At 42.6% G+C, this 20,867-nt stretch carries 17 protein-coding genes; 2 read left to right on the top strand and 15 right to left on the bottom strand.

Features of this window, described 5'->3' with window-relative positions; genetic code table 11:
• Nucleotides 1-66 precede the first annotated feature (66 nt).
• The 5 genes from BHC51_RS02400 to ettA all read right to left on the bottom strand — a co-directional run bounded on the left by BHC51_RS02400 (nucleotide 67) and on the right by ettA (nucleotide 7,996).
• Nucleotides 67-1,416: an aldehyde dehydrogenase family protein gene (locus tag BHC51_RS02400; RefSeq protein ID WP_100153222.1), complete on the bottom strand. Its 1,350-nt coding sequence runs from the start codon at nucleotides 1,414-1,416 to the stop codon at nucleotides 67-69.
• 110 nt (nucleotides 1,417-1,526) lie between these two features.
• Nucleotides 1,527-3,062, bottom strand: a complete 1,536-nt coding sequence (locus BHC51_RS02395) for a peptidylprolyl isomerase (RefSeq protein WP_100153221.1) — start codon at nucleotides 3,060-3,062, stop codon at nucleotides 1,527-1,529.
• Between the two features lie 150 nt (nucleotides 3,063-3,212).
• Nucleotides 3,213-3,482, bottom strand: coding sequence for an HU family DNA-binding protein (locus BHC51_RS02390; RefSeq protein WP_037405990.1), 270 nt, complete (start codon nucleotides 3,480-3,482; stop codon nucleotides 3,213-3,215).
• Between the two features lie 193 nt (nucleotides 3,483-3,675).
• On the bottom strand, nucleotides 3,676-6,126 hold the full coding sequence (lon, locus tag BHC51_RS02385; RefSeq protein WP_100153220.1) for an endopeptidase La: 2,451 nt from the start codon (nucleotides 6,124-6,126) through the stop codon (nucleotides 3,676-3,678).
• Nucleotides 6,127-6,328: 202 nt separating this feature from the next.
• Nucleotides 6,329-7,996, bottom strand: coding sequence for an energy-dependent translational throttle protein EttA (gene ettA, locus BHC51_RS02380; RefSeq protein WP_100100043.1), 1,668 nt, complete (start codon nucleotides 7,994-7,996; stop codon nucleotides 6,329-6,331).
• A gap of 148 nt (nucleotides 7,997-8,144) precedes the next feature.
• Between ettA and BHC51_RS02375 the strand changes: the two genes are divergently transcribed.
• Nucleotides 8,145-8,789 (top strand): DedA family protein, encoded by a 645-nt coding sequence (locus BHC51_RS02375; RefSeq protein WP_100100085.1) that lies wholly within the window; start codon nucleotides 8,145-8,147, stop codon nucleotides 8,787-8,789.
• A 47-nt stretch (nucleotides 8,790-8,836) separates the two neighbouring features.
• Entirely contained in the window at nucleotides 8,837-10,765 is a 1,929-nt protein-coding gene (gene mutL / locus BHC51_RS02370; protein ID WP_100153219.1) for a DNA mismatch repair endonuclease MutL, read from the top strand.
• A 115-nt stretch (nucleotides 10,766-10,880) separates the two neighbouring features.
• Here mutL and BHC51_RS02365 read toward each other — a convergent pair whose 3' ends face one another.
• From BHC51_RS02365 to hprK, 10 genes are all read right to left on the bottom strand, one after another.
• Complete coding sequence (locus BHC51_RS02365; protein ID WP_100153218.1) at nucleotides 10,881-12,458, bottom strand: YdgA family protein; 1,578 nt, start codon at nucleotides 12,456-12,458, stop codon at nucleotides 10,881-10,883.
• A gap of 144 nt (nucleotides 12,459-12,602) precedes the next feature.
• Nucleotides 12,603-13,400, bottom strand: coding sequence for a TrmH family RNA methyltransferase (locus BHC51_RS02360; RefSeq protein WP_100100040.1), 798 nt, complete (start codon nucleotides 13,398-13,400; stop codon nucleotides 12,603-12,605).
• 373 nt (nucleotides 13,401-13,773) lie between these two features.
• Nucleotides 13,774-14,715, bottom strand: a complete 942-nt coding sequence (locus BHC51_RS02355; protein WP_257384759.1) for a tRNA dihydrouridine synthase — start codon at nucleotides 14,713-14,715, stop codon at nucleotides 13,774-13,776.
• A 153-nt stretch (nucleotides 14,716-14,868) separates the two neighbouring features.
• Nucleotides 14,869-15,618 (bottom strand): PhnD/SsuA/transferrin family substrate-binding protein, encoded by a 750-nt coding sequence (locus BHC51_RS02350; protein WP_100100038.1) that lies wholly within the window; start codon nucleotides 15,616-15,618, stop codon nucleotides 14,869-14,871.
• Nucleotides 15,615-16,106: a PAS domain-containing protein gene (locus tag BHC51_RS02345; protein WP_257381629.1), complete on the bottom strand. Its 492-nt coding sequence runs from the start codon at nucleotides 16,104-16,106 to the stop codon at nucleotides 15,615-15,617. The genes BHC51_RS02350 and BHC51_RS02345 overlap by 4 nt, the downstream gene beginning before the upstream one ends.
• Before the next feature lie 237 nt (nucleotides 16,107-16,343).
• Complete coding sequence (locus BHC51_RS02340) at nucleotides 16,344-17,387, bottom strand: pseudouridine synthase (protein WP_100100037.1); 1,044 nt, start codon at nucleotides 17,385-17,387, stop codon at nucleotides 16,344-16,346.
• 2 nt (nucleotides 17,388-17,389) lie between these two features.
• Complete coding sequence (gene scpB, locus BHC51_RS02335) at nucleotides 17,390-17,989, bottom strand: SMC-Scp complex subunit ScpB (RefSeq protein WP_100135504.1); 600 nt, start codon at nucleotides 17,987-17,989, stop codon at nucleotides 17,390-17,392.
• Between the two features lie 53 nt (nucleotides 17,990-18,042).
• Nucleotides 18,043-18,966: a ribosome biogenesis GTPase YlqF gene (ylqF, locus tag BHC51_RS02330; RefSeq protein WP_100123828.1), complete on the bottom strand. Its 924-nt coding sequence runs from the start codon at nucleotides 18,964-18,966 to the stop codon at nucleotides 18,043-18,045.
• A gap of 89 nt (nucleotides 18,967-19,055) precedes the next feature.
• Nucleotides 19,056-19,916 carry an RNase adapter RapZ gene (gene rapZ, locus BHC51_RS02325; protein ID WP_100100035.1) on the bottom strand — a complete coding sequence of 287 codons (861 nt, stop codon included), beginning with the start codon at nucleotides 19,914-19,916 and terminating at the stop codon, nucleotides 19,056-19,058.
• The gene (hprK, locus tag BHC51_RS02320; protein ID WP_100100034.1) at nucleotides 19,897-20,859 is read right to left on the bottom strand and encodes an HPr(Ser) kinase/phosphatase; all 963 of its coding nucleotides are present in this window, start codon (nucleotides 20,857-20,859) and stop codon (nucleotides 19,897-19,899) included. Before hprK ends, rapZ begins: the two co-directional genes overlap by 20 nt.
• Nucleotides 20,860-20,867 lie beyond the last annotated feature (8 nt).

The following is a 20,867-nucleotide window of genomic DNA, read 5'->3' as shown; positions in this document are numbered from 1 at the left end:
TAAAAATTATTTCTATCGTTATTACATTTTTTTTCAAAAATGGCAATCACTGCCAGTTTTAACTGCCTACTTTTGCCAGTAAGATTTAACATTAACAAATTCATAAATGCCAAATTCAGAAAGCTCACGCCCAAATCCGGAATCTTTAACGCCTCCAAATGGTAAACGTAAATCACTACTGGTATGACGATTAACAAACACACTACCCACATTTAATTGTTCTGCAAACTGCCACGCTAAATTAACATCTTTAGTATAAATACTGGCACCCAAACCAAAAGGATTGTCATTAGCCAGATTCAAAGCATGAATATTGTCTTGAGCATGCAGAATAATAGCCACTGGCCCGAACACCTCTTCATGATACACGCGACAATCCGTATTCACTTTATCCAGAATTGTTGCAGGATAAAACCAGCCCGGCATATCACTTGGAATTTCACCACCCAGCAGACATTGAGCACCATGAGCCAGCGCATCTTGAACTTGGGCGTGAACTGCTGTACGCAAGTCCTGCCGGTGCAATGGTGCTAAAGTGGTCGATGGCAGCCATGGTTCACCCATCTGCAATTTTTGACAATAGTGTTGCAAAGCTGCAAGAAATTCTTCTGCAATATCCGTATGAACAATAAGCCGCTTAGCTGCATTACATGATTGTCCGGCATCACGAAAACGTGAATAACACGCCTCAGAAGCTGCCTGTTCCACATCTGCATCATTTAATACAATAAATGCATTGCTGCCACCTAACTCCATAACACATTTACGCAAATGCCGGCCGGCCAGTGCGGCAAGATAACGCCCAGTCTGAGTAGAACCGGTAAAAGCCAGTGCCTGCGTTTGTGCAATTGCATATTCGATGTCATCATTATCCAGCCAAGCTAGTTGTAAAGGTAAATCATTACCCACCAGTTCAAACAACATCTGGCTGATGAGGCCAACTGAAGGAGCAGGCTTTACCAGACAGGCATTGCCCGCACATAAGGCCGGAATAGCAAAACGTAGAATCTGCCATACTGGATAATTCCAAGGCATAACAGCCAGTATAGTACCCAGTGGTTCAAAACGCACCTGACTCAGGCTCGCCTGAGTGGCAATAGTTTTATGTGCCAGCAGTTCAGGTGCAAGATGTGCATAATAACGAATTAATGCAATTGATTTACTGATTTCTGCTTCACACTCGCGCAAACAGCGTCCTACTTCAATACAAATCTGATAGGCCAGTTCAGCTTTAGCCTGTTCCAGACGTTGTGCTAAGGCAAGTAAATAGTGGGTACGTGTCTGTACATTTTCATTGGCAAAAGACTGCTGCTGCCGAGCCAGTTGTTGATACTGTAGTCCAAATTCAGCTTTAGTCAGACTTTTACGGCTGAACAGAACTTCACCTGTAATGGCATGATAACTGTTATATAACACGACAATCCTTCAACTGCGAAATGTTGTAAATCGGACAGTATGCAATACTGTACAGTACAAGCCATCAAATAATATTGACCTTATAAAACTTATAAGGTCAATGATAAAAATTATTGCTCGTCTCCAGTTTCCAGCTTCTGGGCACCGTGCTTGATTTTATAGCGACTCTTCAACCATTGCATATTACTGGTAGCCAGATTTTGTGCCAGATTCTCGCTGATCACCTGTTTAGCTTGTGGCAGAACATTATCCATATTCTGTGGTGGTGTGATTGCAGCAATTTTTACTAGCACAGGATCTTGCTGATCATTGAGTAGAATATATGCAGGTTTACTATTTGCTGGTTTGGCTTTAATCCAGGATTGAAAATCGTCCTTGGACATAATGGCTGCTGCCTGCTGTGGCGTTATATCAGTACTGGGTGACCATGACAGGGCAGGATTAGTACCTTTATTTATAGCATCCAAAGTCTGTTTCGCTGCTTCGGTTGCAAGCTTTTTGGTTTCCGCAGCAATATAATGCTGCTGTACCTGTGCTTTCACTTCTGCAAAGGATGCCTGATGTTCTTTGCGTACATCAAGAGCACGCACCACCCAGTACGTTCCATTACCAATATCAACCGGTTCGGAGTTGTAGCGTTTAACCAGTACATCATTGCTGAACAAAACATCTTGCAAGGCTTTTGGCATACCACCAGCGTTGGCCATATCTCTGGTAATCCAGCCCTGATCAACCTTGTGAATCTGTAAGCCAAGTTTGTCTTTAATCGGTTGCAATGTCTTAGGATTATTAAAAGCTAAATCGCTTACATTTTCTTTCATTTTAGCAACTAGTGCTGTACCTTTGCGAGCCTGAATTTCCTGAGTTAATTGTGCCTTTACATTCTCTAAATCTGGTTTTGGTGCAGAGGCAGAAGATGGAATCTGGTCATAGGCTTCCTTTAATTCGGCTTCACTGACACTTTCCTTGGCACCCAGTTCAGTAGCAGACAATTGTACAAATTCATATTTCACAGCCTGCGGCAGGTAATACTGTTTTTTATTTGCTTCGTAATAAGCTTTAAGTTTATTGTCGTCTATGGTTACTTGTTTAGCAAAATTTGCTGCGGGAAAAGTTACTGTCTGTAATTGCCGTTTAGCTTGCAGCAGATTAACCATCTGCTTTGCTTGTACATCGCTTACTAGATTACCGGCTTTCATCAGATTGAGCATGGTCTGCACGGCATACTGTTTACGCATGCCGTCCACCAGATTTGCTTCAGACATGCCAGCCTGTTGCAAAAAAGCACGGTATTTAGCTTCAACAAATTTACCGTTTTCCTGAAAACTCGGATCAGATGCAATAACCTGCTTTATCTGATCGATTGGTGCACTAATTCCCATATCATAGGCACCTTGCTGGATATAAGCCTTTTCAACCAAGTTATCATAAACCCACTGTTTGCTCACTGAGTTGCCAGAGGCATTCTGTACTTGCCGCTGAAAATCATTAACATCATTAATTCTGATTTTAGTATCACCAATTTGGCTAATGTAATCAGCGCCGGGAACGGCTAGTGAATAACCACCTGCAAACACAAAACTTAGGCAAATTACACCCAGAATAATCTGAGCCGGTGTTCTATATTTTTCTACAATGTGGAACATGAGATTCAGTTAACTTTTCTAAAGCAGATAATGTCCTATTGTAACGTTTTTTATTAACCTAAACCAATCTGTTTGCAGCGCTAATGCACAAAAACGACAGACAACAAAAAAGGCGGGATAGCCCGCCTTGATTTGTTACATAAATTTAAATTAAAGAGCATCTTTCAGTGCTTTACCGGCACGGAACTTAGGCGTTTTGGCTGCTTTGATTTCCAACGGTTCACCTGTTTTGGGATTACGTCCAGCACGAGCAGCACGCTCACCAACATAAAATGTACCGAAACCTACCAGTGTTACCGTATCACCACCCTTCAGTGCATTGGTAACAGCGCTGATCATTCCATCCAGAGCCTTAGCGGCAGAAGCTTTAGATAAATCGGCTTCTTGGGCAATGGCTTCAATCAATTCAGACTTATTCACAATAAAGTCCCTTTCTGTTGTTATGTTCATATAATTTTCAGGCACCACATGTCTGGTGGAACCTGAACAATACATTACGATTACTTTATAACAAGCTCAAATTCTTTATGTCAAGCATCGATACGGCAGCAGTGAGTTAAATCATACCAAAAATAAAGCCATTCACCAATTAGTGTTGGTGAATGGCTGCATATTAATGTTTTACGGTTTTTGTAGTTGACTTAGTCGCAGATTTAGCTAATACCGCCTCTTCTGCAACGCTTTGCCAGGGACTAGGTGGATATGCCAGCCCCAGATTGAGCACCTCATCAATCCATTGTACAGGATGAATAGTAAGCTTTTCACAAATGTTAGCCGGAATTTCTTCCAGATCTTTAACATTGTCTTTTGGGATTAGTACATGCTTAATACCACCACGCAAAGCCGCCAATAGTTTTTCTTTCAGTCCACCAATCGGCAGAATTTCACCACGCAGGGTAATTTCTCCCGTCATGGCTACATCTGCACGTACTGGAATACCGGTAAAAGCTGAAACCAGAGCCAGGGTAATAGCACTACCTGCACTGGGACCATCTTTAGGTGTGGCACCTTCAGGAACATGAACATGAATATCATTCTTCTCATAAAAATCTGGCTCTATACCCAGACTTTCAGCCCGGGAGCGTACTACGCTCCACGCAGCACTCACAGATTCCTGCATAACATCACCTAGTTTGCCGGTGCGAAGAATATTACCTTTTCCACGGAATTTACTGGCTTCAATAGTTAAGAGTTCACCACCTACTTCAGTCCACGCAAGACCGGTAACCTGACCAACTCGGTTCTCATTTTCTGCCACTCCATAATCAAACCGGCGCACACCAAGATAATCATGTAAATTGTCAGCATTAATAACAATCATCTCGGGTTTAGATTTAGCTTTTTTGCCTCTACCAGCAGCATTAGCATGCTCTTCTGCAACAGCCTGCTTCATAACTACTTTACGGCAAATCTTGGCAATCTCACGATCAAGTGAACGTACACCAGCTTCACGGGTGTAATAGCGGATAATATCGCGTACAGCAGATTCTTCGATGCAGATTTCACCTTCACGCACACCGTTTTGCTTGATTTGCTTAGCTACCAGATATTTTACGGCTATGTTGATTTTCTCGTCTTCGGTATAACCGGAAAGGCGGATAATCTCCATACGGTCAAGCAGTGGCGTAGGAATATTCAAACTGTTGGATGTAGCAATAAACATAACATCCGACAAATCAAACTCTACCTCAGCATAGTGATCGGAAAATGAATTATTTTGTTCAGGATCAAGCACTTCAAGCAAAGCACTGGCAGGATCACCGCGAAAATCATTACCTAATTTATCGATTTCATCAAGCAAAAAAAGTGGGTTTTTTACACCAGCTTTGGCCATGTTTTGCAGAATTTTACCGGGCATAGAACCAATATAGGTACGACGATGGCCACGGATTTCACTTTCATCGTGTACACCACCCAATGCCATGCGAACATATTTACGGCCAGTAGCTTTGGCAATAGATTGACCCAGTGAGGTTTTACCTACCCCAGGTGGCCCGACCAGACACAAAATAGGACCTTTGAGCTGATTCATTCGCTTCTGCACGGCCAGATATTCAAGAATGCGCTCTTTAACCTTTTCCAGACCATAATGGTCAGCATTCAGAATTACATCGGCTTTAGCAATATCCTTGCTAACTTTAGATTTCTTTTTCCACGGTAATTCAAGCAAAGTATCAATGTAGTTACGCACGACAGTTGATTCCGCAGACATGGGTGGCATCATGCGTAGTTTTCTGAACTCAGACAAACATTTTTCTTCAGCTTCTTTGCTCATACCAGCCTGGCGAATCTGTGTTTCAAGATTAGCCAGATCATCATCTTCTTCGCCAAGCTCTTTCTGAATCGCTTTTACTTGCTCATTCAGATAGTATTCACGCTGTGATTTTTCCATCTGCCGCTTTACTCGGCCACGGATACGTTTTTCTACCTGTAGAATATCCAGTTCGGACTCAAGCAAGTGCAGCAAATGCTCCAGACGTGCGGTGACATTTATCATGGCCAGAATCTGCTGGCGTTGATCCAGCTTTAGCTGCAAATGGGCGGCGATAGTATCTGCTAGTCTGCTTAATTCTTCAATTCCGTGGATAGTAGTGACGACTTCTGCCGGAATTTTTTTGTTTAGTTTTGCCAGTTGCTCAAACTGGGATAGTAATGTACGTCGCAACGCTTCATCATTATGTGTATCAACATTGGTATCTTCACATTTTTCGATATGTGCTTCGGCGTATGGACCACTTTCGTCAATATACTGTACTTGAGCCCGATACAAGCCTTCTACCAGCACTTTAACGGTACCATCAGGTAATTTGAGCACTTGTAAAATACTGGCTACTGTACCCATAGCATACATATCTTCTGCATGTGGCTCATCAGTATCAGCATTTTTCTGTGCCAGTAAGAATACCGGCTCGTCATGCTCCATTGCTGCATCCAGAGCCGCTATGGATTTTTCCCGACCTACAAATAAGGGCAATACCATATGCGGGTAAACGACAACGTCACGCAGAGGTAACATTGCCATTGCGGTTGGCTGCACCGGAGGAACATCATAAACTTCAGCCATGTAATGCCTCAATCTTTCCTGAAAATATGCAATAAAATTGAATGTAAAAATGGTGCTGAACCAGTATTTTTCAAGTACTTTTGTGGCGCAGTTCCCATTGAAGTAGTTCAATATTTAGTACATTAATTATTATGAATATTAAATATAGGGATAAGCCGGAAAAATCTGATTATCCGATATCAAACTTTCCGGCCTTAATGCATCAGCGGGTAACCGGTTTATAACGAATACGTTTGGGTTTGGCGCCCTCCTCTCCCAGACGGCGTTTTTTATCTGCTTCGTATTCCTGATAATTGCCATCAAAAAATACCCATCTGGATTCACCTTCCGCAGCCAGAATGTGTGTGGCAATCCGATCCAGAAACCACCGGTCGTGCGATACTACCAGTACACTACCGGCAAATTCCAGTAATGCGTCTTCCAGTGCTCGCAAGGTTTCTACATCCAGATCATTAGAAGGTTCATCCAGCAATAAAACATTGCCACCTGAAATTAGTGTTTTAGCCAGATGCAGTCGGCCACGTTCACCACCAGAGAGTTTACCGACAATTTTGCTCTGGTCACTGCCTTTGAAATTGAATCTTCCCAGATAAGCCCGCGCCGGAATTTCAAATTGTCCTACCTGCAAAATATCACGGCCTTCAGAAATTTCATCAAACACATTTTTATCTTCATGCAACCCGTGACGACTTTGATCCACTATGGACAATTTAACAGTCTGTCCAATCTTCACCTGTCCTTGATCTGGCTGTTCCTGCCCTGTAATGAGCTTAAATAACGTGGATTTACCAGCACCATTGGGGCCAATAATACCGACAATAGCACCCGGCGGAATTTTGAAACTCAAATCATCAATCAGCAATTTGTCACCAAAACTTTTGCTGACATTCTCAAATTCGATAACCTCATTTCCCAGACGCTCAGCCACCGGTATGAAAATTTCCTGTGTTTCGTTGCGTTTCTGGTATTCATAATTACTCATTTCCTCAAAGCGAGCCAGACGGGCTTTTGATTTTGCCTGACGTCCGCGTGCATTCTGGCGTACCCACTCAAGCTCTTGTTTCATAGCTTTAATACGTGCAGCTTCTGCTTTTGCTTCATGCTCCAGTCGTGCTTCTTTCTGTTCCAGCCAAGAGCTATAGTTGCCTTTCCACGGAATACCATGGCCACGGTCTAATTCAAGAATCCATTCAGCGGCATTATCCAGAAAATAGCGGTCATGTGTTACAGCAACTACTGTACCTGGGAAACGAACCAGAAACTGCTCCAGCCATTCTACAGATTCGGCATCCAGATGGTTGGTTGGCTCGTCCAGCAATAGCATATCTGGTTTGCTTAATAATAGCTTGCATAAAGCTACACGACGTTTCTCACCACCAGACAAATTACCAATCCGTGCCTCCCAGTCGGGCAAACGTAAGGCATCGGCAGCAATTTCAAGCTGATGTTCTATATTATCTCCGGCACCAGCAGTAATAATGGCTTCTAAACGTGCCTGCTCTTCGGCCAGTGCGTCAAAATCAGCATCTGGTTCGGCATAAGCAGCATAAACTTCCTCGAGTTTTTTCTGCGCACCAGCTACATCACCCAGTCCGGATTCCACTTCTTCCCGTACAGTTTTATCAGCATCTAATTGCGGTTCCTGTGGCAGATAGCCAATTTTGATTCCACTCATTGGAATGGCTTCACCTTCAAACTCGGTATCCACTCCGGCCATGATCTTCAGCACAGTAGATTTACCGGCACCATTAAGTCCTAACAGACCAATTTTGGCACCCGGAAAAAAAGATAAGGAAATATCTTTGATGATTTGTTTTTGAGGCGGCACGGTTTTACTTACGCGCAGCATTGAATATACATATTGGCTCATAGCATTTTCAGTAGATTAAATTAGTCTATATCAGCCTTAATTGCAGACTGAAAGTTATAGATTTGATTTTAACATGCATATAACTGCTGTCACGGAATGCTTTGCGTTAAAATGCTTCCTTTTATCTCTTGCGTTATACCTCATGAGTATCATCACCACCCTGATAGATTTCATTTTACATATTGACCAGCACTTGCAATTTATTGTCACTCAATATGGTATATGGATTTATGTTATTCTGTTTGTTTTGATTTTTTGCGAAACTGGATTGGTGGTTACCCCTTTTCTGCCGGGTGATTCTTTATTGTTTGCAGCGGGAGGAATAGCCGCAGTTGGCGAGATGAATATACATTTAATGGTCGTCCTGTTGCTGGCGGCAGCAATTATTGGTGATGCGATAAATTTCTCAATCGGGAAGAAATTCGGCACTCACTTGTTTGCTAATCCACAATCTCGGATATTTAGGCAGATTTACTTACAAAAAACGCAAGAATTTTATGCAAAACATGGTGGAAAAACCATTATTATTGCGCGTTTTGTACCAATTGTGCGTACTTTTGCTCCTTTTGTGGCCGGTATGGGTCATATGCATTATGGTCAATTTTTGCGTTATAACTGTATTGGCGCTATTCTCTGGGTAGTGCTGTTTTCTTATGCCGGTTATTTTTTTGGTAATCTTCCATTTATTAAGCAGAACCTTTCTTTAATATTGATTATTATTATTGCCATCTCGTTATTACCGGCCATCATTGAAATGCTGCGTCACAAGCTGGCAGCACATAGGGGCAATTAAATATTTAATTTTATTCTGCTGCTGATTTCGAAACTTACAGGCAAGATATGAGCCAGATACATCTATTACCCGATCATTTAGTTAACCAAATTGCAGCCGGAGAAGTGATTGAACGTCCGGCCAATGCTCTTAAAGAAATTATTGAAAATAGCCTTGATGCTAAAGCCAGCCAGATTGATATTCAGCTGGAAGCCGGTGGTATCAAACGCTTGTCTGTGACTGATAACGGACAAGGCATGAATGAGACAGACGTACCTCTTGCGCTGCAACGCCATGCCACCAGCAAAATAAGTACATTGGCGGATCTGGAAAAGGTAGTAAGCATGGGATTTCGTGGTGAAGGGCTGGCTAGTATTGCTTCAGTAAGCCGTCTAACTTTAACCAGTCGCACCACTAATGCAGCACATGCTACCCAGATTTATGCAGAAGATGGCAAGCTGAGTCCTGTTAAACCGGCAGCACACGGATTAGGTACAACGGTAGAAGTTGTTGAACTTTTTTTCAACACGCCGGCCAGACGCCAGTTTCTTAAATCATCAGGTACAGAGTTTGCTCACTGCCGTACTATGGTTGAGCGTTTGGCACTGGCGCATCCTGACGTAGCTTTTGACTTACAGCACAACAACAAGAATATATTCACGTTACCTGCACAATCACTCTCGGAGCGCTGCACTGAGATTATGGGAGCAGATTTTACGGCAGCCAGTCTGAGTGTAGATGAAACAATAAATGGAATGCGTTTACATGGGCTCATTAGCAAACCAACTTTTGCCCAAGGAAAAACCAGTCAACAATACATTTTTGTCAATCAGCGCTTTGTACGTGACAAAATTATTTTACACGCAGTAAAACAAGCTTATAACGATGTTTTGCATCAGGCGCTAACACCTGCATTTGTGCTTTTTCTTACGCTGCCGCCAACGGATGTAGATGCGAATGTACACCCCACCAAAACCGAAGTACGTTTCCGGCAGAGTCAAGCTGTACATCAGCTGGTTTTTCATGCTTTAAATAAATGTCTAGCTGCCACCAATGCTACTCAAACTGAATCCATTTCGCAGCCAGCCACGGTACTGGCAGACATCATGCACAAACAGCCGGCTAGTGTACAGCAACTGTTTTCTGCGCAGGAAACAACTGACTCAAAGCGGGCACCGGCTCCCTATCACCGCAGCCCTGCACCAGTACAACGCAGCTTGAGCTTAAAAGAATCTCAGGCTGCCCTGAATACTTATGCCGAACTGTATAAACCAGAAACACCATCAGCTACAGACATTGTTGCTACTTCTGATAGTGCAGAAATTGATAGTGAATTGGCTGGCTGGGAGCAAGCGCAAGGTATTCTGGCTACACAATCTCCAATACAGGTAGCAGTAAATGAATCAAATGCTCCACCCCTAGGCTATGCTATTGCTCAGTTACTGGATATTTATATTCTGGCACAGGCTGAAGAAGCATTAATTCTGGTAGACATGCATGCCACTGCCGAACGGGTAAATTATGAAAAGATGAAGCAGCAACGCGATGCTAGCGGAAAAGTAAACAGCCAGAAATTACTAATACCTGTTCGCTTTACTGCCAGCCATGAAGAAATTGCTTCAGCAAGCGAATATATAGCTACTCTGAGTGATTATGGTCTGGAGATTACTATTGAAAATAATCAGCAACTAGTGGTTCACACTGTACCCGCGATGCTGGTAAAAAGTGATATTCAGCTACTGGTACAGCAGGTACTGGCTGATTTCATGTCTATTGGCAGTAGTGATGTAATCAGAGAACGTGAAAACCGTATTTTGTCTACTTTAGCCTGCCATGGTTCAGTGCGCGCCGGCCGGAAATTAACCTTGCCGGAAATGAATGCTCTGCTACGTGATATGGAACAGACAGAACGGGCAAATCAATGTAATCATGGCCGCCCTACTTGGGTAAAATTACGTTTGCAGGATTTGGATGCCTTATTTTTACGAGGACAATAAAATTTCCCGCTGTTTAGCGATGCTGGATTGACTGGCAACTTTTGCTGACATGATTTTATTATTAAAACCCTCTTAATCAAAATAATTAAGAGGGTTTTAATAATTTCATTACAGATTAGTGCATATTGGTAGACTCCGATGCTGCCGGCAATTCAGCATAGTCAGGTTCATTCTCTGGTTCTGGCTCTATATTCCATATTTTGCCATTCAAATAAACTTTACCATTAATTAATTTAAGACGAGTTTTAACAATACCATTAGCTACCTGTACGTAACCGCGTGCCTGCATGGATTTAATCGCACTATCAATCATCAAACGAATTGTATGATCAATATCTTCCAGAGCTTCAGCACCACCAGCACTGGCATCTACTGTAAACAATGTCCGTGCCTGACTTATGGCGAAATTCTCCATAATAGCCTGAGGAATAGCAAAATCCATTTCCGCGTTGGTCTTATTCAGCATTAACCCCAGTTGCTGCATATCGGAAGCAAGCAGATTTTTAAAACCCAGATTACCATGTATATCAATCAACCCTTGCGGCATTTGCAGTTTAAAACTATTGAGTTTAAGCAGCGGATCATGGGTAAACAAACCCTGTCCCTCATTGCGTACTGCGTCAACTATCGCAACACGAAGTTGTTCATTATTCAAATTCTGGGACGACAGCTGGATAATTTTGTTGTTAATTGCCACTAAACTGGCTGCATCCAAATGCTCAGCTGAGGCATCAATATTTAATGGACCATAAACATCGTTGCCATACTGTAATTTGGCAAAGCCGAATTTACCATTACTATTAATCCACTGATCTTTTTCCTGAGTAGAAGTTGCCAGTTTCAAATCCTGAATAATGATTTTAGTAGGTATGCTGTTACCGGCTGGGCTGATGAAGGCACCAATCTGCAAATTGGTAACTAGATTAACCAGCTGATCCAGACGGATAGTATTGTCTGTAGTATCGTTCCAGGTAAAGGTAATAGCTTTAATATTCAGATCGCTGTTACCTAAAGCCAGTGATGTTTTACCATGTTCAGTATGGCTGTTAAGCTGCAAATCCTGATAGGAAGCACGTCCTTTACTGGCAAGGATCATATCCAGCCCCGGGCTAACAGTATGGCTATCATAACTGCTAAAATCTTCAGCATAGTCAATCGTTGATTCCAGCCCCTGCCAGTTAATCTTGATACCAGACAATTCTTCATAATTGAATTTTGGTATCACTACCAGCATCTGCCCGCTACCACTCAGGTTAATTGTATTTTCCAGTTTAACGGGTGCTTCCTGTCCGAAAAAACGTGCCAGAATTTGCTGAGCCTGCGGCGTGAAGCGCAATTCTGTTTCCACACGAGCCCGTACCGGACGGATACTGCCAGCAAATAAACCATGTTGAACATGATTAACCAAAGTAATCGGCTGTTGCAACACCGTACGCACATTATCAGGTAATTGTTGCTGTACTCCAGCAAAGAAACTTGGCTTAAAGCGAATCTGCATCGTTTCTGTAGATGTAAACCAGCCACGCTCATAACTGTGTTTATCAATAACAAGAAAAGGACTTTTAGCCAGTAAAGCACGTTGTTCGTCCAGACTCTGCTGGGCTTTGATGCCTAAATAAAAAGGCAAAGCCAGAGCAATAAGCAATATGACTGCCGCAATAGGGGCGATGATCGTTACAATTCGTTTATTCATGCTCGAAATGTCTTATATATCCACATTCTGGAAGATTTGCAGGATAACATCAAACTGACCGTTTGTCCGCCGTGTTTGCCGGTGATAACACCTTTATTTCAGAATCTAAACCAATCAACACAGCCAATTTGATAAAAATATTAATTACTTATTATCTGCTTGTAACCGCTGTCGCTGTTGTTCAAATAAACAAACAGTTGCAGCCATGGCTACATTGAGCGACTCTGTGTGTCCACTCATCGGAATAATCACATGTCTGGATACAGTTTGTAGTATTTTTGCACTCAAACCACTGCCTTCATTTCCAAATAGCCAGCCGGCAGGTTGAGTCAGATTCAATGTATAGAGACTTGTTGCTGAAGTACTTAATGCAGTAGCATATAGTGGGTAAGAATAATTTACACACCATGCAGCCAAATCTGCAACAATGTGCATACTTAGATAAGCATGCGCCCCCATTGCCGCACGTAATACTTTGGGCGACCAGACATCAACACTGTCTTTACTCAGCACAATATTTTCAACACCAGCAGCCAGTGCACTACGTAAAATAGTCCCAACATTGCCGGGATCCTGCACCCGTTCTAACAAAACAACATCTTTTGCATTTGCAGCATCGGAATTTTGTGGTAATGCTATTACTGCAACAGGTTCTCTCGAATTCGCTAAATCACTGATTTTACCCAATAGATTCTCAGCAACTAAAACTACTTTCTGTACTGGTAATTTAGCTATTAAGGAAGCTATTTCGTCATTATGTTCGCGTAGTTGCGGCACATACAATGTTTGAATTAAATGCCCTGCCTGCATAAATGTCTGAATAAGGTGCACCCCTTCCAGAACAGCAAGCTGATGCTGACGGCGATAATGAGATTGTGCAATTAAACGGGCTAAATGTTTTAGCTCATTATTGCTGGCAGATTGAATAATTTTATGATTCATTCAGTTATCTGGCTTTCTGTTAACTGCTGACGATATGCTTATCGATGATAGTTTAATAAAAATTCTATTTCTACATCATGATTATTTTCATCTCTTACATTGATACCGATGTTATATTTTAATAATAATTTTGCAATAATCTTGTTGTTATATCTGACAGCCTCAACAACAGGATTGTCATGATATTTTATACGATCTGGTTCCTGCCTTAAAAAGGAGCACATTTTTAGTTTTTGCACTTACAAAAGAAGCCAAAAATAATATATTGATTAGTATTATTCTATAAATCACATTCATACTATTTCTTTTATTGTCCTTTTCAATTTATACAGCATTATCAACTTTGGAACACATAATATTATTATTAATATCGTTATGTGTTAATTGTGCAAGAATTAAGAACATGGCGGATATCAACAATCTGGGTAAGAGTACGTAGCTGCGAAAATAATTGCCCGGCTTCTGGATAAGTTAATTTTAGCATTGCCAGCCACTGCTTTAACCTTGCTACAGGATAATTAGCATTGGCGGCAGCTTTACTGCAACAGCAGTCAAAAAAATCATTAATCCACGGCAGAATTTCTGGCCATGGCAAAGAGGGAATTATTTCTCCCTGATTATAAGCGGCAATTTGCCGGGCTAAATCAGGCCGCTGAACGGCACCACGCCCCAGCATCACATCTGTACAACCGCTGACAGAACGGATTTGCTGATAATCGGCAAGCGTGAATACATCGCCATTTGCAATAACTGGAATTTTAACAGCCTGTCTGATACGGGCAATCCATTCCCAATGTGCAGGCGGCCGGTATCCTTCGGTTTTAGTACGCGCATGTACGGTAAGCTCTCCTGCCCCACCCTGTTCTATGGCTTGTGCACAGGCCAGTGCCAAATCTTTATTCTCATAACCCAGACGCATTTTCGCACTGAGCATGATTTCAGCAGGCAGACTCCGGCGCACAGTAGCCACTATCTGTTCAATTTTCTCAGGATATTGCAAAAGGATTGCTCCTCCCTGATGCTGATTGACGGTAGGCGCCGGACAGCCAAAGTTTAAATCAACATGTGTAGCACCCAGTTCAACCACTTTTTGAGCGTTCTGAGCCATGTTTTCAGCATGGCTGCCCAATATTTGTACTACTACAGCAGTACCAGCATGAGTCTGATTAGCATGTGCCAGTTCTGGCATATATTTTAGCCATATGGATCGTCCATGTACTGTATGAGTAATACGTACAAATTCAGTGACACAAGCATCAAAGCCGCCGATACGGGTTAACAAATCACGCATGGGTGCATCAATCAGTCCCTGCATAGGTGCCAGAAGTAATCTAGGAGAATTTATTTTTGTTTGCAAACTAGCGTGACTCACACGAATTACCATTGCTTAATTATTAAAAAACAACGCAACCTGTTTTCGTCAACAAGTTGCGTTATCAATTATAAAATAAAAATGGTTGCGACAGGTTTAATCGCGTAACGTTTCAATCAGATCAATCAGTAATTCAACTTCTTCTTGCTTTAATACAGCAAACCCATCATTCAAGCCTAAGTCTTCAAGCAGCATTTCACCGGCAGGCGTTTCATGCATAGAGCTGAATGCATTCTGTAATGTTTCAAGCATATCGGCATTACGAGGATGCAACAAAACAACATGATATAAATCTTTGATTTTACTTTCAATCAGCAGATTTAAACGACTACGAGTAATTGAGGTTAATTTATGATAAGCAGATGACATAAAAAAACCAATATCACCCTCATGCTGGATCAGTCCGCGAGCTACTGCTGAAAATGATTCACTTTTAATCCATGTAAGGTCTTTTTCTTCTATATCGACTGCTTCCAATAAGCGCAAGGCAATCAGTTTAACATCATAATTTTCCGTACACAGAATAGAAGTACCGGGTTTGATGTCATCTAATGATTTAATTTCACTTTCTGCTGCACTGGCAATTATCATTTCATCGAAACGATTTATTGGGCGTACTATGGGTAAATAGCCTAATTTGCGTATTAGCTTAGAAGCATTGAATGGATTGGCATAAATGATATCAACATTATCATTGTCAATTTCCCGCTGCTCTTCTTCAGCATTACTGGCCATGCACAAATGTACAGGTACATCTATCAATCTTTGCAGGCGGGTATTGAGAAAGTGCCAGCCTGCATAGTATTCTGGAGGAAAATCAGGTGCAATCAGAAAATTAATAGTCATGAATTACCCCGCTCCTCTTTCATTAGCCCCTCGTAGAGACTCTGCATTTCTAATACTTTGCTACGTGATGGCTTACGCCGCACTGAAGTATACCCCTGAATGACACCATCGCGAATATTGGGAACAATGGTGGCATATACCCAGTAGAAGCCACCATCCTTGCGTAAATTTTTCACGTAGCCGTGCCATTTTTTTCCCAGTTGCACGGTATCCCATAAATCCTTATAGGCCACTTTAGGCATATCTGGATGACGCAGAATATAATGCTCAGCACCCATTAACTCATCACGAGCCCATCCGCTCATATGCACAAATACTTCATTCGCATGCGTGATAATTCCCTTAAGATCTGTCGTTGAAGTAATTAAACAGCCATCAGGAAACTCTGTTTCTACATCAGTACAATATACGGTGCGTGTTACCCCATCGTAATGTGTCAATTCAAATGTACGGTGCTCAATTTCAGGCACCTGCATCGGTGAAATCATTATGACTCCATTTTCTTGAATGTGGAAACCAGACAAACACTACAAAAGTCGCTCTAGTATATATATTGCGCCGATTAGCAAAAGAATACAAAGTATTTAATTAAATTGTGTATAAAACTACACTTTTTATTGATTTATATCAATAAAACCAGAATTTAATGTAAAAAATTTACTACAACCCTTAATCAGATATAACATAAACTGGGATATTTTATAAAAGAATTATAGGCTAAATTACTACCTTTTCCTTGCAGAGTCGGATTGATACAGACCAGCCCATTTCATGATATTGGCCACCTCAAACTCATTAAATTCATAATATTGACCACGTTTAAGCCGTTTAGGTAATGCAATAGGTCCAAAGCGCACCCTAACCAGACGGCTAACAGTAAGCCCTTGGCTTTCAAACAGACGTCTTACTTCACGGTTACGGCCCTCTTTAATGATAATGTTATACCATCTGTTAGCACCTTCACCCCCCTGCTCCCATAAATACTGCGCTTTGGCGATGCCATCCTCTAGCTCAACCCCGTTGAGCAGACTTTGTTTCTGCTCATCACTCAACTCACCCAACACACGTACTGCATACTCACGCTCTACCTCAAAACTGGGATGCGCAAAGCGGTTTACCAGTTCACCAGAGGTGGTAAGTATCAACAAACCACACGTATTGATATCCAGACGACCAATGGCCACCCAGCGACTGCTGGCAGTTTGCGGCAATCGGTCAAAAATACTAATGCGCCCCTGTGGGTCATCGCGGCTGACAATTTCACCTTCCTGTTTGTAATACACCATAATACGCGGTAAGCGATCTGGCCATTTGATATTAATAGCTGAACCGCGTACGCTAACCTCATCTTCTGGAGTAATTCTGTCTCCTAATTGGGCTACTTTGCCGTTTACCCGTACCATTCCCTGACTAATCCACTGCTCCATTTCACGCCGTGAACCCACACCAGAAGCAGCAAGCGCTTTTTGCAAGCGTACAGGTTCCATCTTTTCCAGATTGATACGCTGTTCTTTCAGCATCCGAGCACGCTGTAAAATTTCCTGATTTGGGGTACGCTGAACTAATTTTCTGGCTCGCTGAACTTTTACTTTAGCACCGCGTGCTGTTTCAGGCTGAGAAAACGCAGACCGCGTAGCAGTCTCGTTTTGCCGTTTAACGACAGATTTCGCTTTACCAACAGTATATTTGCTTGCGGTAGGCTTACTGCTTTTACTGGTTACACCATCGCGTATCTGGCGCTTAGTTAATTTTTTGTTGGCTTGACTCATTTTTATACTCCTAATCCGTCATCTGACGGTTCTTCTGCGGTAGATTGAACCACGGCAGGTTCATTTAAATCGGGTAAAACCAGTTCACCCAATTCTGTTAAAGGCGGTAACTGACTTAAATTTTCCAACTGCAAATCACTTAAAAAACCAGCTGTAGTGGCCCACAAATTTGGCCTCCCTACACTATCTCGCTGTCCGATAATTTCTATCCAGCCTCGATCTTGCAGGGTTTGTAAAACATTGCTGGAAACCGCAACTCCGCGAATCGCTTCTATATCGCTGCGGGTTACTGGCTGCTGATAGGCAATTATAGCCAGTGTTTCTAGAACTGCGCGCGAATAACGTGGTGTGCGCTGTACATCCAGACTGGCCAGTTGCGGATAAGCTGTACTAATTACCTGAAAACGCCATCCTTCTGCACTATGTACAAGATTCAACGCCCGTTCCTGCCAGCGCTCACACAAGGCTGCCAGTATGCCGCTTAATTCTTCTGCGGATAATGGCGGCTCCCTCAAGGCTGATAATACCTGCTCGCTTAACGCCTCACTTTGGGTTAGTAATGCGGCTTCAATCAGTGCTTCGATGGAAACAGAATGATTCATGGTATGTGTTTCAAGGCTTTAAATGCTGTCAAAATGAACTATAAAAGATTAATCTACCCGTTGCGTGCTGCTTTTCTAGCTGCACGCTCGGCTTTAAGCTGTGCTTCCTGCTGCTGTCCTTTTTTCAGCCACACTGCCCATTGATTGGGTGTTTCTAATGTAACACGGCCAATCAATCCATCACGGAAATCAGTAAGCAGACGCTCAGCAGCTTTCTGATAATCAATGCGCCCGCCACTTAATAAGGCACCGCGCTTGCGACCTATCCAGCTTAGCCAATGATCATCAAGCCAGTGTGGGCTTTCACTCAGGTCAGCCTGATAGCGCTGCTGAAGTAAGGGCAGATAATGCCGGCGCAGATAATCAAGTAATTCCAGCGCAACAATTTCTTCATCCAGCGCATTACGGCCGACTGCTCCACTGGCAGCCAGATTATAACCAGCCTCTTCAACAATAATTTTTGGCCACAACATTCCGGGCGTGTCATATAACCAGAAATCATCAGCTAGTATCAGCCGCTGTTCAGCCTTGGTAATACCTGGTTCATTGCCTGTTTTGGCACTACGTTTACCCAGCATACCATTAATCAGGGTAGATTTACCGACATTGGGAATACCACAAATCAGGACTCTTAATGGACGATCCAAACCATGACGGTTTGGTACCAGAGTACGACTGGCTGCAATAATTTTACTGGCAGACTGTTTTTCCGATGCATCCAGTGCCAGTACATTAGTGTTGGGCTGGGAACGGTAATTTTCCAACCATAATTCAGTACGTTCAGGATCGGCTAAATCCTGTTTATTCAGAATTTTCAATTTAGGTTTGTCACCAGACAGTTTTGCCAGTAATGGATTGGCACTTGAAGCAGGTAAACGGGCATCGAGTACTTCAATGACCATATCCACACTCTTAATTCGCTCGGCAATGGCTTTTTTGGCTTTGTTCATATGCCCGGGATACCATTGAATAGCCATAAATTGTCCTCGTCTGATACACAAAACACTTGATACAAAAACACACAGGCAGCCTGATTTCAGGCTGCCTGAATAACTCACTGTTCGTATTATACCGTTTTTTCGGAATTATTACTTAATTCTAACTGCCGGTGCCGCACCAGTACGGAATAGGCATTTATTTTATGCGCCAGAGCTTCCACGATATAAACTGAACGATGCTGACCACCAGTACAGCCAATACCAATATTAACATAGCTGCGGCTTTCCTTTTCCATCTGCGGTAACCAGCGCAGCAAAAAACCGGCCAAATCCTCAATCATTTCTGCCATTACTGGCTGCTGGGAAAAAAATATCCTGACAGGTTCATCCAGACCACTAAAGGGGCGCAGATGAAAATCATAGTATGGATTAGGCAGATAGCGAACATCAAAGACAAAATCCAGTCCTGCGGGCACTCCATATTTATACCCAAAAGATTCCAGCACTACACGCATTGGAGCAACAGGAAGATGTAACCATTGCTGAATCTGCCGGCGCAATTGCGGAACATTCAGCAAAGAGGTATCTATTACATAAGCATAGCTTTGTAAAGTAGACAGATATTGCTGTTCAGCAGTAACACTTTCACTTAAAGTTTTGTGTTCTTGTGCCAACGGATGGCTGCGGCGTGTTTCAGAAAAACGGCGTAACAATACGGCCACAGAAGAAGTTAAAAACAACAAATCAACCTGATGTCCTTGAGCACGTAAGCTGGTTAGCAGCTCTATCACTTCAGCCGGATTAAAACGAGAGCGTATATCCACACTGACACCCAGCTGTACCACATGACTAGCAGTATAGTGCTCAATCAGACCTGGTAACAGTTTTACCGGCAGATTATCCACACAGACAAAGCCAACATCTTCCAATAAACGCAAAGCAATAGATTTTCCGGAACCGGATAATCCGCTAATCAATATTATCCTCATGAATCACAGCGTCCTCTTTCAGCATTGAATTATGACGATCCAGAAATTGCTTAGTACTGTCTTTTCCACGCATCTGCAAAATGAAATTACTAACAGCTGCTTCTACCAGCACTGCCAGGTTACGCCCAACCGCCACAGGCAGAGTAACACTACGAATGGATACGTTCAGAATGCTTTCAGTTTCACTTTTGATACTGAGGCGATCTATGCGCTGCATATGACTGTCATCTGCCAGTACCAGATTAATTATCAGCTGTAACTGCTTTTTTGGTCGCACAGCCGTTTCACCAAAAATTGCCCGAATATTCAGTACACCCAATCCACGTACTTCAAGAAAGTCTTTAAGCATTGCAGGACAACGCCCTTCAAGCGTTTCTGGTCCAATACGATACAATTCCACCGCGTCATCAGCCACCAGACCATGTCCGCGCGATATCAATTCCAGCGCCAGCTCGCTTTTTCCCAACCCAGACTGGCCGGTAATCAATACTCCGATTTCAAAAACATCCAGAAATACGCCATATTTAACAGTTGATGCAGCCAGTACCCGTTGCAAATAGATGCGTAATACATCCATCAGAAAAGGACTTTCCGTTTTGGATGTCAGCAGGGGCACGTTATGCGTATGACAATAATCACGCAGCATATACGGAACGGGTAAATCATTGGCAACAATAATCAGCGACATAGTCAGGTCGAATAACTCATTGAGTGTGGTTTTAATTTCACCAGCCTCAATTTTATTCAGATATTCTACTTCAGCTATCCCGATCACTTGCACCTGATTGGGGTGAATAAAATTCAGGTGACCAACTAGTGCCAATACCGGCTTGTCGGCATCAATACTGATACGATTATCTGCACCAGCCGTGCCAGCAGACCAAGCGAGTTTCAGTTTTGTCTGATTATCATGGTATAAGCGCCGTACTGATATACTGGGCATGATAATTC

Origin of the sequence: Snodgrassella alvi (assembly GCF_002777745.1) — a bacterium.
Classification (GTDB): Bacteria; Pseudomonadota; Gammaproteobacteria; order Burkholderiales; family Neisseriaceae; genus Snodgrassella; species Snodgrassella alvi_D.
This window is presented reverse-complemented; position numbering and strand designations above follow the sequence as displayed.